Origin of the sequence: Bradyrhizobium diazoefficiens, from assembly GCF_016616235.1 — a bacterium.
Classification (GTDB): domain Bacteria; phylum Pseudomonadota; class Alphaproteobacteria; order Rhizobiales; family Xanthobacteraceae; genus Bradyrhizobium; species Bradyrhizobium diazoefficiens_H.
In genome coordinates, this window is sequence record NZ_CP067100.1 from 5900230 (window position 1) to 5916024 (window position 15795).

Consider the following 15795-nt stretch of genomic DNA (forward strand, 5'->3'; position numbering starts at 1 on the left):
GAGAGTTCGCCAGCGACGGCATCCCCCAGGACCACCAATGATCGACACTCCTTCGCACCCCAATGCTTCCCACGATCCGCTCCCGCGACCTGGCGCTGGGTTACCGGCGAACGCGTCCGATCCGTACTTCATGCAAATCCGCGACGATCTTGCCGACAAGGGGTTTTTCACGGCAACGGCCGAGGAGCTGATCACGTGGGCACGCACGGGATCGCTGATGTGGATGACGTTCGGACTCGCCTGCTGCGCAGTCGAGATGATGCAGATGTCGATGCCGCGGTATGACGCCGAACGCTTCGGTTTTGCACCGCGCGCATCGCCGCGGCAGTCAGACGTAATCATTGTGGCGGGCACATTGACCAACAAGATGGCGCCGGCGTTCCGGAAGATCTACGACCAGATGCCGGAGCCCCGCTACGTGATCTCGATGGGATCCTGCGCCAATGGCGGCGGCTACTACCATTACTCCTACTCGGTCGTACGCGGTTGCGACCGCGTGGTTCCCGTGGACATCTATGTCCCCGGCTGCCCGCCGACGGCCGAGGCGCTGCTCTATGGCGTCATGTTGCTCCAGAAGAAGATCAGGCGGATGGGCACAATCGAACGATAAGCAGAACCCGGCCAAGCCAAGACATGACGCAAATTCCCGTTCGGTCATCGGCCGGCGCCGAGCACCCAAATCTCGATCTCGACCGCAATGACAATACCCGTCAGATCGTGGCCGACGTCGGCTATCGGCAGCTTGCGATCGTCAATGTGATCTTCGTAGGCTTCGAAAATGCCGGCGGCGGCAATTGGGTGCTGGTGGATGCGGGAATCCCGGGTTCGGCCCGGGCTATTCGCTCCGCAGCAAGCGCCCGCTTCGGTGGCAGTGGCAGACCTGCCTGCATCATCATGACGCATGGTCAGTTCGACCATGTCGGCGCGGTCGAGACACTTGCGAACGAATGGGACGTTCCGGTCTATGCGCATGCGGCCGAACATCCTTACCTCGATGGCAGCCCCTCCTACCCGCCGGCAAATCCGGACGTGGGCGGCGGGCTCCTCGCGCTGCTCTCGCCGCTGTTCCCGGCCAAGTCAGTCAACGTCGCATCGCGACTTTACGATCTGTCCAGCGATCACAGCATGCCCTTCATGCAGGACTGGCGCTGGATCCACACGCCCGGGCATACGCCGGGACACGTCTCGCTCTGGCGCGAACGCGGTGGCGTACTAATCGCGGGCGACGCCTTCATCACCACGCGCCAGGAGTCCGTCTATGCAGCCGTCACACAATCGCAGGAGATGCACGGGCCTCCAATGTACTTCACGCCGGATTGGAACAGCGCGAAGTCATCGGTGCGGGAATTGGGCGGTCCTTGCACCCGAGATCGTCATCACGGGACACGGCGCGGCGATGCAGGGGCCAGAGATGCGCGCGGCGTTGGATACGCTTGCCGCGCGTTTCGATGACGTCGCTGTTCCACGCAACGTTACCGCTGAAGATGCAACATCTAGGAACGGTCAAGGCCGAGGGTGATTGGTCCGAAGTCAACGTCAGAAGTCAACCTCAGGAGACACAACATGCGTAAGGCAATTCTGACTGTCCTCATGGCTGCGATGCTGGCCGGCACTTCGGTCGGCGCAGCGTTTGCGCAAGGCGCAGGTGGTGGCGCTGGTGGTGGCGCTGGCGGCGGTGCAGGCGGTGCCGGCGGCGGAGCTGGCGCAGGCGCAGGCGCAGGTGGTGCCGGGGCCGGCGGAGCTGGATCGGGCAGCGGCGCCGGCGCGGGTGGTGCCGGATCGGGCGGCGGCGGCATCTCTCATGTGGAGCGCGGCGGACAGGGCGCCTCCAGCCCACCCGGCATGCGCAACGAGACGATACCGCCTTCGAGCGGCAACGTCCCTCGGCACTAATCAATCATCGCCCGCGCACCTCGGTCCGCTTCCTTCCAGACGTGCGCGCGAGAGCGGCCTCGGCGACACCCTCCCTGCGCCGGGGCCGCATTCGTTTCTGCAGAACGATGTTCGGGGAATTTAGAACGCGTTGAAGCGAAAGCGCGAATGTTTTAGGAACGCAACCTGCCAGCGTTCATTGCGCCCGTGTGCCAGGACACAAAAGGAGCTGCGCATGTACTACTTCGACAAGCGACTGCAATATCCCGTCAGGGTCGAGAAGCCCGACCCGATCTTCGCGCGTCAACTGCAACAGGCCATCGGCGGGGTCGAGGGCGAAATCCGCGTCTGCCTTCAATACTTCTTCCAGGCGTGGGGCGCGCGCGGACCTGCGAAATATCGCGACGTCCTTCTCAACACCGCAACGGAGGAGATCAGCCACATCGAGATGCTTGCAACGGCCGTCGCATTGAATCTCGAGGACGCGCCGACAACGATGCAAGAGACCAGCATGCAGGCCAATCCGGTCGTCGGCGCCGTCATGAACGGCGGCGAAAGGCCGCGGCACGTCATCGAGGGAATGTTGCATCGGCACCTGCTCTCGACCGGCCTGTCGGCATTGCCCGCTGATTGCGATGGCGTGCCATTCGATTGCTCGCACATCTACGCCAGCGGCAATCTTGCGGCCGACATGTATTGCAATGTCGCGGCCGAGTCGACGGGTCGGACACTTGCAGTCCGCCTTTACAACTCCACCAGCGATCCCGGCATGCAGGACATGCTGAGCTAGCTGATTGCACGCGACACGATGCACCAGCAGCAATGGCTAGCAGTGATCGAGGAGGTGGGTGCGGAAGCATCACTGCCAATTCCCAACAGCTTCGACCGCAGCAAGGAAGCGACCGAGTTCAGCTACATGTTCATGGGCACCGAGCGCGGTGGCGACTCTCTGCAAACGGGCCGCTACTGCGAGGGTCCATCCCTGGACGGCAAGGGGACTTTCACGTTCCGCGGAGGTTTCGAGCCTCTTGGCCAGGAACCCGTGCTCGGGCCCGCACGACCCGACAGTGGCGCGCAACTGGAGCAGATGAACGAACCGGCCGTGACGAACGCCCTGCGCTGAAGTCAGAAAAAGTTGGGCCGCCGAGTGCGGGCGGCCCAATTTTGCAGGGTCGGAGTCACGAAGGCGCTTGAAAACTTTTCAGCTCGGTCTGCCCACTTTGAATAAGGCCCGTCATCGTGGACGCAGCGCCCCCGAGAACGTAGAAGCCGAGTGAGGTCTGGCGAGTGAGGTCTGGAACGTCTTGAGCTTGCCCGCCATGCCATTTGGATAGCGCCTATCGCCGCCGCGCGATCAGGACACCGATCACGAAAGCCGCGGCGAGGGAGCGGAGCGGAGCGGCCCTGGCGATCTCCCGCAATTCCTCGGCGACCAAGGAGCTGGCCGTCTTCGCAGCTGGTTCATGCGGCGATGGTTCCGTTTTTCGGGCACCGGTTGCTGGATCGGCTGCAGCGGCGGGATCAGCGCTCAGGCCTGATGCTTCGGTCATTGCGGAGGCGTCTGTCAGGTCCATGGGAAACCTCTCGTGGATGGTTCGGACAACCGCTCCCCGCTCGACCGGTTCCTCCGTCGCTGTTCCGATGATTTAGCTTGGATGTCGGAGCAGCAATGTTCACCACCCCTGCGCCGGGCGGCGGATGCCTAAAACGCTGAAAACAACCCCATGCACAGTAGCGGACGACAACGAAATCAAAGACTAACGGGCCGAGTACAACGCATTTCTGGTTTTTCGAATTCCACTTGACCCGCCGGGCAAAACAGTTGTAGGTAGGTACTATTCCGACACATCCGGCAGTTGGAACGGAAAGGCGGATGTTCTATTGACGTTCCCGTTAGCGTGGAGCGCCATGGGAAAGCTGCTGATTACCATTGCCCTTGCCGGGTTGGCGGTGATCATCGTCTTCGCCGTCTACGTCATCACCCTGTGACGCCGGACCGCGCGAGTGGATCAGAATAGCGCCATTCCTTGGAAGACCAGGTCGGCGGGGATCTGCCCGACGAGGCAGCCCGGAAGAATGCCCGCTTGCTCACCCGAGATATCGAAGACGTACTCTTCCCCAGCGGTGGGGGGAGGCCGACGTGGGCAGGCCAGACTGGAGCTCCCTGTATCACATCGAGATCAGCCATGACGGGCACGCACCAATCGTTCCGGGCACGGCTGCGGGTTCATCAGGCGAGACGAGCCGGGGTTGCTGCTGCGCTGGAAAGGGCGGCTTGGGATGTTCTATCTGGAACCGGCTCCGGAGCTTGCTGCGGTAGGGAAGGCAACTGCAACCATTCCTAGCCATCGATCAGACTTCTTGACCCAATCGCACGACGATGTCGCCCGGCAAGAGCGATTGCGTGTCGGCCGGGAGCGATCGCCACAGGCTTTCGCCGGGGACAAGCCCTGGCATCGGTAATTCATGATCGGCGAAATTCGCGACGATCTGCAGCGTGGTGCCGTTGGCCGTCCGCCAGCATACGTTCAATCCGCCGGTACGCGGGCTCTCTCCTAGCAACTCGCTTCTGGCGGAAAGAAATCCCTGCTCGATCAGTGGCACGATCTTCTCTCGCCGCATCTTCAACAACTGCCTCGTCAGCGCCCGAAATTTCAGACTGGCCGGGGAGTGCTCGATGCTCGTCCAGTCGAGCTTCGAAGCTTGAAATGTCTCCTCATCGCAGGGATCCAGAATTCTGGCGCGCATGCCCGCGCTCGAGAACGCTTTGAAGTGCGAAAACTCCTTTCGGCGTCCCTCGCGCGTCAGTTCGGCGGCTTCGCCGCTCCAATCGGCGAAAAACAGGAAAGGCGTCTCGGCAGCCGCCTCCTCGCCCATGAACAGCATCGGGATGTGTGGGTTGAGCAGAACTAGTGCCATGGCCTGACTGAGCTTTTCCGGCCCGACCAATTTCGACAGCCGCTCTCCAAACGCCCTGTTGCCGATCTGGTCGTGGTTCTGGGCGAAGAAGATGGTGGCCTCAGGCGGAAGATGGGCGCTCGGTTCGCCACGTGGTGCGTCGTGAAGCGGAAAGACCTCACCCTGGTAAGCAAATCCTTCGGTGAGAGATCGCGCGAGGTGCTGGAGCGGCTTGTCGGCGAAGGCGCGATAGTATCCCTCGTCCTCCCCGGTCAACAGGACATGCAATGCATTGTGGAAATCGTCGCCCCATTGTGCGTCATAGTACCTGGCCTCGCCTTGTGAACGAGCGAGAAGATGCGCCTGGTTGGCCTCGTTCTCCAGCATCAGGTGCACGCACCGGCCCGGCAGCTGATGGCGCACGGTCTCGGCAAGCTCAACCAGAAGGTGTCGCTCGGAATCGTCCTTGAGGGCGTGGACTGCATCGAAACGAAGCCCGTCGAAACCGTAGTCCCGCAGCCACATCAGCGCATTCTCGATCAGGAAATCGCGCACGAACACGCCGTCTGGTCCGTCGAGGTTGACGGCAGGTCCCCAACCTGTCGCATGGCGCGCGCTGAAGAAATTCTCCGCATAGCTGTGCAGATAATTCAGCTGCGGCCCGAAATGGTTATAGACCACATCGAGATACACCATGAGGTCGAGGGCATGTGCTGCACGCAGGAGCTGCTTGAGAGCCTGCGGCCTGCCGTAGCGCGCATTCGGCGCATTCAGCAGCACGCCGTCATAACCCCAATTGTGCCGGCCCGGGACATCGTTGAGCGGCATCAGCTCGATGGCCGTGACGCCGAGATCCCGCAGATAGGGCAACCGCTTCTCGACCCCGGCATAGGTCCCCTCCTCGGTAAAGGTTCCGATATGGAGCTCGTAGATGACGGCTTCCCTCCAGGGACGGCCCGCATAGGGAATGGAATCCCGGAAGGCCGCCGTATCCACCACCTCGCTCGGGGCGGGGACATCATCGGGCTGGAAGAACGAGGCCGGGTCCGGAACGACCAAGTCTCCATTGATCCTGAACTGGTAACGCGTGCCGACATGTGCTGTCGGGCTCAGCAGCTGATACCATCCGTCGACATCGCGCGGCATCTTGCGCGCTGGCTGGCCGGTCTCGAGCAGCTCGACCGAGCGGGCGGTCGGCGCCCAGAGATTGAAGATGACGCCATGATCGACGATCTGAGGACCATGACGCCGGGCCTGTCCGGCTATTCCCAGTCTCTGAATCAAATCCGCTCCGCCTTTTTGCACCCCCGCGACGCTTAATCACGCCTCGGGCGACAAGGCTGGGGTCGGTGCATTCGTTCCTCGACGCGAGCAGAGCACACGTCGTCCGCCAAGTGGGGCCACTCTCGTCCGACCGATAGACGCGCTGCGTACAGTTTTGCACCCCTCGACCTGTCCAATCTGCTGGCCGGAGCTGTTCGGCCTCGTCACGATCGAAGCCATGGCTTGCGGCACGCCTGTGATTGCCCTCGCCCACGGCTCGGCGCCCGAAGTTGTCGACCCCAGCGTAAGCGGACTTGTCGTGACTGCGTGAAGGCGACCCTCGCGGCGACGAACTCGGTCCGCAAATGGGAGTGCAGGCTCTGCGAACTCGCGATGGCCGCTTATCAAGGCGCGATCCAGATGTCGGCATCTTCTGCCGGCTCTGATGCGTGCGGTTGACGCAGTGTAACGCGCTCCCCGTGCCAAGCGCTGGAACAGAATAGTCGAGCTGCGGTTACGATCATACACAAGGAGTTGTCGCATGCGCCGCTCGCCCCCGAAACCGATCCGTAACAAGCTCGACTTGACCGACCGCACCCAGATGCGCCTCGTCAGAAAACGCCTGGGCTTGTCCGACGCCGAGCTGACAACCATCGTCGGGCGGGCCGGAAATTCGATTTCCGCGATCAGCAAGGAAGCAGCCCGGCATCGTGCCGATGTGCTGACGAAGCCGGCCGGCGTGCCACCTGTTGCAGTGATCGCCTCGGCTGCGGCCACCGAGCAGGCCACGACCGAAATAGCCGGGACACCGCCCGCATCCTGACCGGCCTTGCAGGGGGCAGAGATGGAACAGACAACGCATCCCGACGACGCCCTGACGCGGGCGGCCTCGAGCTTGCGCCGCTCGCGGATCACCGAGGGCAGGCCATTTCCGCTCGGCGCGACCTGGGACGGGCTTGGCGTCAACTTCGCGCTGTTTTCCGCCCATGCGACCAAGGTCGAGCTATGTTTGTTCGACGACGACGGCGAAACCGAGCTCGAGCGGATCGAGCTTCCGGAATATACCGATGAAGTCTGGCACGGCTATCTGCCCTCGGCGCGCCCCGGCACGGTGTACGCCTACCGCGTCCATGGTCCTTACGAACCCGATGCCGGGCACCGGTTCAATCCCAACAAGCTCGTGCTTGATCCCTATGCCAAGCAACTGGTCGGGCAACTGCGCTGGGGACCGGAGCTGTTCGGGTATCAGCTCGATCACACCGACAAGGATCTCTCCTACGACGAGCGGGACAGCGCACCCTTGATGCAGAAGTGCCGCGTCATCGACCCTGCATTCACCTGGGGCGCGGCGCGCAAACCCGAAGTGCCCTGGGAGCGGACGATCGTCTACGAGATGCACGTCAAGGGTTTTACGCAGCTGCATCCGCTGGTGCCCGAGGCAGACCGCGGCACGTTCTCCGGCCTCGCGCATTCGGAAATCCCCGCGTATCTGCGCTCGCTCGGGATCACCAGTGCGGAGCTGCTGCCGATCCATGCCTTCGTCGACGACAGCTACTTGGTCGACAAGGGCCTGCGCAATTACTGGGGTTACAATTCCATTGCCTTCTTCGCGCCGGAGCCGCGTTACCTGAGGACGCCGTTTGCGAACGAATTCAAGGAAATGGTCAACCAGTTCCATGCCCATGGCATCGAGGTCATTCTCGACGTGGTGTACAATCACACGGCGGAAGGCAATGAGCTTGGCCCGACCTTGTCATTCAAGGGCATCGACAACGCCAGCTATTATCGTCTGCTGCCGGACAAGAAGCGCTACTACATCAACGACACCGGTACCGGGAACACGGTGAACCTCTCGCACCCCCGCGTGCTCCAGCTCGTCGCAGATTCACTGCGCTACTGGGCGACCGAGATGCGCGTCGACGGTTTCCGCTTCGACCTGGCCACCATCCTCGCGCGTGAGCCCTATGGGTTCGACGAAGGCGGCGGTTTCCTGGATGCCTGCCGCCAGGATCCGGTGCTCTCCAGCGTCAAGCTGATCGCCGAGCCCTGGGACATCGGACCCGGCGGTTATCAGGTTGGCCAGTTTCCCCCCGGATGGGCCGAGTGGAACGACAAGTTCAGGGACACCGTGCGCGCCTTCTGGAAAGGCGATTCCGGGACGCTCGCCGAGTTCGCCAAGCGCGTATCCGGATCGGGCGATCTCTTCAACAAGCGCGGCCGCCGGCCCTGGGCCAGCGTCAACTTCGTGACCGCTCATGACGGCTTCAACCTCAACGACCTCGTCTCCTATAACGACAAGCACAATGAGGCGAACGGCGAGGGCAATCGCGATGGCCACAGCAACAATCATTCCTGGAACTGCGGCGTCGAGGGACCGACGAACGACGCAAAGATCACGGCGCTGCGCGAGCGCCAGAAGCGCAATTTGCTTGCGACGATGCTGCTCTCCCATGGCACGCCAATGCTGCTCGCCGGCGACGAGTTCGGACATAGCCAGAATGGCAACAACAATGCTTATGCCCAGGACAACGAGACCACTTGGCTCGACTGGATGGGCATCAGCGCGAACGGTCGAAACCTGCGTGAATTTGCGCGCAAGCTGATCGCCACGCGCAAGGCGTTCCCCATCCTGTACCGTAGCCGGTTCCTGGTCGGCTCCCACAACGAGGAGCTTGACGTCAAGGACGTGACATGGCTGTCGCCGTCAGGCGAGGAGATGACAACCGAGCAATGGCAGGACGGCAGTGCCAAGTGCTTCGGCATGCTGCTCGACGGACGCGCCCAGGAGACCGGGATCAAGCGCCGCGGCTCGGATGCCACGTTGCTGCTGGTCTATAACGCGCACCATGACGTCGTGAGCTTCACTCTGCCTGAAGTCACCGACGGGCGCAGTTGGCTCGGGCTGATCGACACCAACCAGCCGAACGCGCCGATGACAGAATTCGAGTTCGGGCACGCCTACGCCGTCACCGGGCGATCACTGCTGGTGTTTGCGCTCGCCAACGAGAGCACCGCAACGCGCCGGCTTCGACAGGGACTCGGGGCGCTTCTGGACATCGCCGACACGCCGCTGTCCGATTAGATCGAGATTTCGAGCCGATCGGTCAGCGATCGACCTCGCCAAACACGATGTCCAGCGAGCCCAGGATCGCCGAGACGTCGGCGAGCAGGTGTCCCTTGCAGAGGAAGTCCATCGCCTGGAGATGGGCAAATCCGGGCGACCTGATCTTGCACTTGTAGGCCTTGTTGGTCCCGTCCGACACCAGGAAAACACCGAACTCCCCCTTCGGGGCTTCGACCGCGACGTAGATCTCGCCGGGCGGAACATGGAATCCTTCGGTGTAGAGCTTGAAGTGGTGGATCAGCGCCTCCATCGAGCGTTTCATCTCGCTGCGTCTCGGCGGCGCCACCTTGTTATCCAGAACCATGACCGGGCCGCCGCCATCCGGCGACTTCAGCTTCGCAATGCACTGCTTCATGATCCGAACTGACTGCCTCATCTCCTCCATCCGGATGAGATAGCGGTCATAGCAGTCGCCGTTTCTTCCGATCGGGATGTCGAAGTCCATCTCGGCATAGCAATCATAAGGTTGCGCCTTCCGCAGATCCCACGCAGCGCCTGACCCGCGCACCATCACGCCGGAAAAGCCCCAGGCCCATGCCTGATCGAGCGTCACCCGCCCGATGTCGACGTTCCGCGCCTTGAATATCCGGTTGAGCGAGAGCAATCGGTCCAGATCGTCGACTACGCGCAGGAACGGATCGCACCAAGCCTCGATGTCGTCGATCAGCTTCGGCGGAAGATCCTGGTGCACCCCGCCGGGCCGGTAATAGTTCGCATGCATTCGACTGCCCGACGCCCGCTCGTAGAACACCATCAGCTTCTCGCGCTCCTCGAAACCCCAGAGCGGCGGCGTCAACGCGCCGACGTCCATGGCCTGGGTCGTGACGTTCAGGAGGTGGGACAGGATCCGGCTGATCTCGTGATAGAGCACCCGGATCAGTTGCCCTCGCCGGGGCACTTCGAGCCCGAGCAGCCTTTCGATGGCGAGACAGAATGCGTGCTCTTGCGTCAGAGGAGCAACGTAGTCCAGCCGATCGAAATACGGGATCGCCTGGAGATAGGTTTTGGCTTCGATCAGCTTTTCCGTGCCTCGATGCAGCAGCCCGATGTGAGGATCGACGCGCGCGACGACTTCGCCATCCAGTTCGAGCACGAGCCGCAGCACGCCGTGAGCGGCAGGATGCTGTGGGCCAAAATTGATGGTGAAGTTTCTGAGGCTCGGAGACTGTTCGGGCATCGTGCTTCCGATCGACGACATTGCTATCGTGACTGTAGCCGCGAACCGCGCGGGGCGCGCTTCACACAGGTTAGCGGTTCGCCAGCACTTCGCCAGCACATGGGATGCGCGCTGGGCGGGGCCTTGGAACGCCGGCTTTCGTCAGGAGATGCCAGCATCCGGAGAGCCCTACCCCGTCTGCGCCGCGAAACGCGTGATCAGCCGCCGCAGCTCATCCTTGTGCACCAGGCGCGCCGCCCTCTTCGCTGATACCCAGATCGCCTCGCGCTGGCCCTTCTCGGGCCACCAGCGTTCGCGGCCATGCACCTTCAACGGAAAGACGGCGACGTCCATGGTCTGCTTGCGTTCGCCCTTGCGCTTGCGATGCTTGAAGCTGCCCAATGCGCGTTTGGCGATGACACCGGTCAAGCCAGCCTCCTCGTAGGCTTCGAGCGCGGCCGTCCGATGCGGCTCCGTGTTGCGGATCAGTGAGCCCTTGGGGACACTCCACCTGCGCTTGCGCCTGGTCGTGATCAGCATCACGCGCAGTTCGGAATTGTCCAAACGAAACGGCAAAGCGGCGTATTGCTTCTTGCCCATCAGCTGCCTCCAACCGGTTGATAAGCGAACGCCGCAGCCATGGTTCCTCGAGCCAAGCGCGGCTGTGCACGATCACAATTTCCGCTCGACCATCTTGAGGCGCAGCGCGGAGATGGCCTCTCCGGGATTGAGACCCTTCGGGCAAGCCTTGGCGCAGTTCAGGATGGTGTGGCAGCGATAGATCCTGAAGGGATCCTCGAGCATGTCCAGCCGCTCGCCCGTCGCCTCGTCGCGGCTGTCATTGATCCATCGCGCCGCCTGGATCAGGGCTGCCGGACCGAGAAAGCGTTCGGAATTCCACCAGTAGCTGGGGCACGAGGTCGAGCAGCAGGCACACAGGATGCATTCGTAGAGACCGTCGAGCTTGGCCCTGTCCTCATGGCTCTGCCGCCATTCCTTCGGTGGCGTCGGCGAGGTGGTCTGCAGCCACGGTTCGATCAACGCGAGCTGCGCGTAGAAATTCGTCAAATCCGGCACCAGATCCTTCACCACCGGCTGGTGCGGCAAGGGCAGCACACGGAGCGGCTCGCCATCGGCAACGTCCTCGCTCATGGACTTGGTGCAGGCCAGCGTGTTCTGGCCGGCGATGTTCATCGAACAGGAGCCGCAAACACCCTCGCGGCAGGACCGCCTGAACGTCAATGTCGAGTCGACGTTGTTCTTGATCCAGATCAGGCCATCCAGCACCATCGGCCCGCACTCCGTCGTGTCCACGAAGTAAGTGTCGCGCCTGGGATTGCGGCCGTCATCGGGATTCCAGCGGTAGACCTGAAACTCGCGCAGTGTCTTTCCGCCCGGCTTGGGCCAGACCTTCCCCTCCTCGATACGCGAATTTTTCGGAAGCCTGAACTCGACCATGGGTAGCTCCGGCACGCTCAAGGGACAGTCGGTGAAAAACGGATCACTTCAACGCACCTGCGAGGCTCAGCCGACCCCGAAGCAGCGCAGTTGCAGGAGATCGTCGAGCGAGAGGCCGAACAGGATCACGCGAGACGCCGGTGCGATCGCGAGCACCAGCAGCACAAGGAACATGGTATAGACCACCGCCGGCGGCGTCCTGCTAGTGAGGCTGTAAGCCAGCTTCCGCATGCAGTCTCTCCTGCGTCGCGCGTATCATGCCCGCGCCCATGACCAGCATCGCAGCTCCCCACAACAGGAAGCCGATGTCCCAGAACACCCGTTGAGCTTTGGGCACGGTTTCGTTCACCTGGTGGAGCCGCAGAATCTCGTGATCGACAACGCCCTCGAGCAGATTGAACATACCCCATCCGAGCAACAGCGCGCCAAGACAGTGCGGGAGCGACCAGCGCAACCCGCCTTTCCGCGCCCGCTGCCACAGCAAATAAAGGCCGGCAAGCAGGAGAACGTAGGCGCCGCTGTGGAATAGGCCGTCCCAGGTCGTGTTGAGCCTGATGTTGTCGAGGGACTCGAGCGGATACCAGCCGCTCAACATATGATGCCATTGCAAGAGCTGGTGAAACACAATGCCGTCGAAGAACGCGCCGAGGCCAAGCCCGAGAAGAACGCCCGCTGAGGTCGGAAAACGACCTGATGTTCCATTTTGCATAGGTGCACCCTTGCGCGGGGCCATGAACCGCAGGGAAAGTCATCCCGCGTTGATGCGTTCCTGTCAGTCGTCGCTTGCGGCCGTCGAGACACACTGATCGCAGTTGCGGGGGCAATCGGCAATAACATCCGTTAAAGGGCGAGACACCGGCCGAGGCAATCTCACCAGGGCGTCGCCGTCGATAGGAACGAACGATATGGCGTCTGCGTCTGTCGCCAACACATGGAGATGCAACATGCTGAGAAGATCGTTCTTGCTCGCACTGGGCGGCGTTGGGTTGTCGACCTACACCGCTCAAGCCCGCAGGCTGCCACAGAGAGATTTCCGGACTGCTGACCTCATGGGCGGCTCGTTTGCCATGCAGACCAGCCAGCTTGCCCTGACGCGCACCGGCAACCCTGACATCATCAATTTCGCGAACGCCGAAATCGCGGAGCAAGTTCGAGTGGCGAGCGCGCTCAATGCGGCTCCGGGATCCGCTCCGCTGCGGTCCGACCACGCTGCCCTGCTGCAACGGCTTCAGGCGGCGCCATCGGGACCATTCGACCGGATGTATGTGCAGGGACAGATCAGAGGGCACCGCGAGCTGCTCGCACTCAACAATTCGTACCTGCGGACGGGCAGCAACCCCGGGGAGCAGCAGGTCGCCCAGATGTCACTTCCGATCATCCAGCGCCATCTCGCAATCCTGAGCAATCTCAGGGAAATGGCGTAGGTGAAGCGAGAGAGGCTGCCATGCCCTACGCCGTGTTCAAGGACGGAGAGAAAGTGAGCCGGGCGTTTTCGACGAGGAATGAAACGCTTCAGAAGGCCGATGAGGCAGGACTCGTCGAGCACGACGGTGGCCAACCCGTGCTCGAGGACGAGCTGAAGATCGAGCCATGCGCCCCCGATCCCGAGCCTCACGACGACGCAGAGCTCGATTGGATGCCGGAAAAACCGGTGTCCTGACCGAGAGCTAACATCCCTTGCAGATGCTCTTGATCTTGCGGTCCACGTTGGAGTTCTGCGAGTTCTCGGAACGGATCTGGTCGTCACCCTGCATCGAGGGACCGGGCGTCGTGGTGCCGTCGATGCGGCCGCTGCTGGTCCCGCCCGCCAAATTGCCGGGGCGCACGACGGTGGTCGATCCCTGCCGACCGCTGCCGCCGCCCGATTGAGCTGTTCCGGCCGCGTTGGTTCCGGGCGCCGTTGTACCTCGTGCGGCGTCGCCAGGTGCTTGTGGACGTGACGACGCCCGATGTGGCGCCGCTTTGTGTCGCGCTGCCGCCCTGGTTCATCGTTCCCGGGGCTGCGCCGGCACTGCCTCCTGCGCCAGCGGATCCGCTGGCGCTTCCGCCAGTCGATCCGCCCGCGCCTCCGCCACTCCCGCCGCTCTGGGCGGAGGCAGGACCGAGGGAAGCACTCGCAAGGACAGCCATCAGCATCACTCCAAAACCGGTCATGCGCATCGCATCTCTGCGTTGTTTATCACTGCGATCTCGCGCCTCTCAGCTCCTGTGACGATCATGGGTGTGGTGCTGATCGCGCTCCCCACCACCGCCCGAGACCTTTGATTTCGAAGCGTTGGTAGGCGTGCTCGGCGCCGGCATGTCATGCTCACGACCGCCCTTTTTCAGGATGCTTACGATCCTGGCGAGAGGAACCGGGGCCACCGAAACGTTCCGTGTCGGGATTCTTGTGCCGCATTTATCGATCCTGCTGATACCCCTGATTGGTCGTATTCTGTTTGATGTTGCCGTGACGTCCCTGAGTGTCGAAGTTCTCGCGGCCAGGGAGCTTGTCTTCCGGCTCCGTCGCGGGATCCGAGCCGGGTCCTTTGTTGCTCCGCTGCTCTGGTGGTACCGGAGGCATTTTGGACATTGTGGTCTCCTGATTTTTGTCACCCGCCTACAAAGGGAAATCTGCAGACCCGCCGGCCGTTCCTGTATCGATCGCCGCAGATCGCGTCGGCAGGAACGACTGATTGACCCCCCGGTTGGTCAGCGCATTGGAGAAGGCGCGCGCTCCGAAGGCACAGCGAGGAACAGATGCCAAAGGCACCAAAGACAATCGAAAGCGATCCAAGAGAGACACCGGTCGACGATCCGCGGCAGCAGTCCGATTTGCCCACTCACCGGCAGACCGACAAGCCCTGGCAGGGCAATCCGGAGAAAGACCAGATCGACCCGAAGCGGCCGTCGATCGATCTGGAAAAATGGCAGAAGTCGAAGACGCATTAGCTAGCGCAGCCGAGCTCCGGTTCCAGCAACGATTAGGAACGCACGTCAGGTTGCGGTCGTTCACGGGGATGGCTCGATATTCCTTCAAGATCGAAGACGGCGAGGAGTTCTCCGACAGCGAAGAGCTACCGGATGATGAGGCCGCCTGGTACCAGGCGCTCCGCACGGTCAGGGACATCGAATCGACACTTCGCTCCACTGGAGGAGCGTGGTCGCTTGTCGTCGTGCGGGAGGGTGATCCGCTCTACCGCATCGACGTGCGGGCCCAAAAGCTTTCCTAAACACTTGGGGTCAGATGCAGATAGGTTGGCTCGAAGCCTGCGAGCTCTTCGAGCTGCTTGGGCTTGAGGATGTGAAACTCCGATCTGGTCACAGACACCAGCCCCTCCTTGCGAAGATGCTGGAGGACCCGGTTGGTGTGCACCACTGACAGACCGAGGCAGTCGCCCAGGTCGGCTTGCGTGATGGGCAGGCCGAACTCTCCATCTCGCGTGTGCCCGATGGCCTTGAGCCGCTTGTGCAGCTCGATCAGGAGGTGAGCCATTCTCGGGGTTGCCTCCCGGCGCCCGACATTGACAATCCATTCCCTGAAGATCGCTCCATCGATCAGAGTTTCGCGCCATAGTGCCGACGCCAGATTCGCGCGTTGCCGATTGACCTCTCTGAGTTCGTCGTGGGAGATGAAGCCCAGTAGGCACGGCGTGACGGCGATCAGGTCGTGATCCATGACCTCGAGGTGAAGGCTTTGCAGGTCGGGGATCTCTCCGGGAATGTGGATCGAGAGCACCTGTCGCTTGCCATCGGCAGTCGTCTTCGACCGAAATGCAAATCCATCGGCAATCAGGCAGCAGTCGCTCGGCCGGTCTCCATCGGCCACGATGACTTCGCCGGCGTCGAGATGCCGCGCGCGAATCCGAAGGCTATGAATCGCACGAATGTCGTCGGCGTCCAGATTGTTGGACACAGTCAGCTTGGTGATCAGCGCGGAAGCGAGATGTGCCGACATCGGGTGCTCCATTTTTGAGACCCGAATGGAGCAAACCACTCCGGCCCGTTAGGCGGGAGCGGTATACTCTCAGCATCGGCGCCCAAG

Annotated in this window: 17 protein-coding genes and 3 pseudogenes; 12 read left to right on the forward strand and 8 right to left on the reverse strand. The window is 62.1% G+C overall.

Going from position 1 to position 15795, the window contains the following annotated elements; genetic code table 11:
- Window positions 1-37 precede the first annotated feature (37 nt).
- The 4 genes and pseudogenes from JJB99_RS28015 to JJB99_RS28030 all read left to right on the forward strand — a co-directional run bounded on the left by JJB99_RS28015 (window position 38) and on the right by JJB99_RS28030 (window position 2995).
- Entirely contained in the window at window positions 38-610 is a 573-nt protein-coding gene (locus JJB99_RS28015) for a NuoB/complex I 20 kDa subunit family protein (protein ID WP_283815996.1), read from the forward strand.
- A 23-nt stretch (window positions 611-633) separates the two neighbouring features.
- Window positions 634-1519 (forward strand): annotated as a pseudogene (locus JJB99_RS28020) (MBL fold metallo-hydrolase).
- Between the two features lie 44 nt (window positions 1520-1563).
- Entirely contained in the window at window positions 1564-1893 is a 330-nt protein-coding gene (locus JJB99_RS28025) for a hypothetical protein (protein ID WP_200495479.1), read from the forward strand.
- A 214-nt stretch (window positions 1894-2107) separates the two neighbouring features.
- Window positions 2108-2995: pseudogene (locus JJB99_RS28030) on the forward strand (manganese catalase family protein).
- 1229 nt (window positions 2996-4224) lie between these two features.
- Here JJB99_RS28030 and treZ read toward each other — a convergent pair.
- Complete coding sequence (gene treZ / locus JJB99_RS28035) at window positions 4225-6036, reverse strand: malto-oligosyltrehalose trehalohydrolase (protein ID WP_200500330.1); 1812 nt, start codon at window positions 6034-6036, stop codon at window positions 4225-4227.
- Between the two features lie 190 nt (window positions 6037-6226).
- On the opposite strand from treZ, the pseudogene JJB99_RS36425 reads away from it, so the two are divergent.
- From JJB99_RS36425 to glgX, 3 genes and pseudogenes are all read left to right on the forward strand, one after another.
- Window positions 6227-6355: pseudogene (locus JJB99_RS36425) on the forward strand (glycosyltransferase); the annotation flags it as partial.
- Window positions 6356-6574: 219 nt separating this feature from the next.
- Window positions 6575-6856 (forward strand): DUF3606 domain-containing protein, encoded by a 282-nt coding sequence (locus tag JJB99_RS28045; protein WP_200495480.1) that lies wholly within the window; start codon window positions 6575-6577, stop codon window positions 6854-6856.
- 21 nt (window positions 6857-6877) lie between these two features.
- Window positions 6878-9115, forward strand: coding sequence for a glycogen debranching protein GlgX (gene glgX, locus JJB99_RS28050; protein ID WP_200495481.1), 2238 nt, complete (start codon window positions 6878-6880; stop codon window positions 9113-9115).
- A 22-nt stretch (window positions 9116-9137) separates the two neighbouring features.
- Here the strand turns inward: glgX and JJB99_RS28055 are convergent, their stop codons facing one another.
- From JJB99_RS28055 to JJB99_RS28075, 5 genes are all read right to left on the reverse strand, one after another.
- Entirely contained in the window at window positions 9138-10334 is a 1197-nt protein-coding gene (locus JJB99_RS28055; protein ID WP_200495482.1) for an NADH-quinone oxidoreductase subunit D, read from the reverse strand.
- Window positions 10335-10502: 168 nt separating this feature from the next.
- Entirely contained in the window at window positions 10503-10913 is a 411-nt protein-coding gene (locus tag JJB99_RS28060) for an NUDIX hydrolase (protein WP_200495483.1), read from the reverse strand.
- Window positions 10914-10985: 72 nt separating this feature from the next.
- The gene (locus JJB99_RS28065) at window positions 10986-11771 is read right to left on the reverse strand and encodes a succinate dehydrogenase iron-sulfur subunit (protein WP_200495484.1); all 786 of its coding nucleotides are present in this window, start codon (window positions 11769-11771) and stop codon (window positions 10986-10988) included.
- Window positions 11772-11837: 66 nt separating this feature from the next.
- A complete protein-coding gene (locus JJB99_RS28070) occupies window positions 11838-12002 on the reverse strand; it encodes a hypothetical protein (RefSeq protein ID WP_200495485.1) in 165 nt (54 codons plus the stop codon).
- Entirely contained in the window at window positions 11974-12504 is a 531-nt protein-coding gene (locus tag JJB99_RS28075) for a DUF2243 domain-containing protein (protein WP_246775014.1), read from the reverse strand. Before JJB99_RS28075 ends, JJB99_RS28070 begins: the two co-directional genes overlap by 29 nt.
- A 229-nt stretch (window positions 12505-12733) precedes the next feature.
- Between JJB99_RS28075 and JJB99_RS28080 the strand changes: the two genes are divergently transcribed.
- Genes JJB99_RS28080 through JJB99_RS28090 form a run of 3 tightly spaced genes read left to right on the forward strand, consistent with a single transcriptional unit; the run spans window position 12734 to window position 13640 of the window.
- On the forward strand, window positions 12734-13195 hold the full coding sequence (locus JJB99_RS28080) for a DUF4142 domain-containing protein (protein ID WP_210347629.1): 462 nt from the start codon (window positions 12734-12736) through the stop codon (window positions 13193-13195).
- 20 nt (window positions 13196-13215) lie between these two features.
- Complete coding sequence (locus tag JJB99_RS28085; protein WP_200495487.1) at window positions 13216-13431, forward strand: hypothetical protein; 216 nt, start codon at window positions 13216-13218, stop codon at window positions 13429-13431.
- A 35-nt stretch (window positions 13432-13466) separates the two neighbouring features.
- Window positions 13467-13640: a hypothetical protein gene (locus tag JJB99_RS28090; protein WP_200495488.1), complete on the forward strand. Its 174-nt coding sequence runs from the start codon at window positions 13467-13469 to the stop codon at window positions 13638-13640.
- A 529-nt stretch (window positions 13641-14169) separates the two neighbouring features.
- Here JJB99_RS28090 and JJB99_RS28095 read toward each other — a convergent pair.
- Window positions 14170-14343, reverse strand: coding sequence for a hypothetical protein (locus JJB99_RS28095; RefSeq protein WP_200495489.1), 174 nt, complete (start codon window positions 14341-14343; stop codon window positions 14170-14172).
- A gap of 167 nt (window positions 14344-14510) precedes the next feature.
- Here JJB99_RS28095 and JJB99_RS28100 point away from each other — a divergent pair, with 167 nt between their 5' ends.
- Window positions 14511-14702 (forward strand): hypothetical protein, encoded by a 192-nt coding sequence (locus JJB99_RS28100; RefSeq protein ID WP_200495490.1) that lies wholly within the window; start codon window positions 14511-14513, stop codon window positions 14700-14702.
- Window positions 14678-14983, forward strand: a complete 306-nt coding sequence (locus tag JJB99_RS28105; protein ID WP_200495491.1) for a DUF6894 family protein — start codon at window positions 14678-14680, stop codon at window positions 14981-14983. Before JJB99_RS28100 ends, JJB99_RS28105 begins: the two co-directional genes overlap by 25 nt.
- On the opposite strand, the gene JJB99_RS28110 is transcribed toward JJB99_RS28105, so the two are convergent.
- Window positions 14980-15708: a Crp/Fnr family transcriptional regulator gene (locus JJB99_RS28110; RefSeq protein WP_200495492.1), complete on the reverse strand. Its 729-nt coding sequence runs from the start codon at window positions 15706-15708 to the stop codon at window positions 14980-14982. The two genes, JJB99_RS28105 and JJB99_RS28110, sit on opposite strands and share 4 nt — an antisense overlap.
- Window positions 15709-15795: the final 87 nt, after the last annotated feature.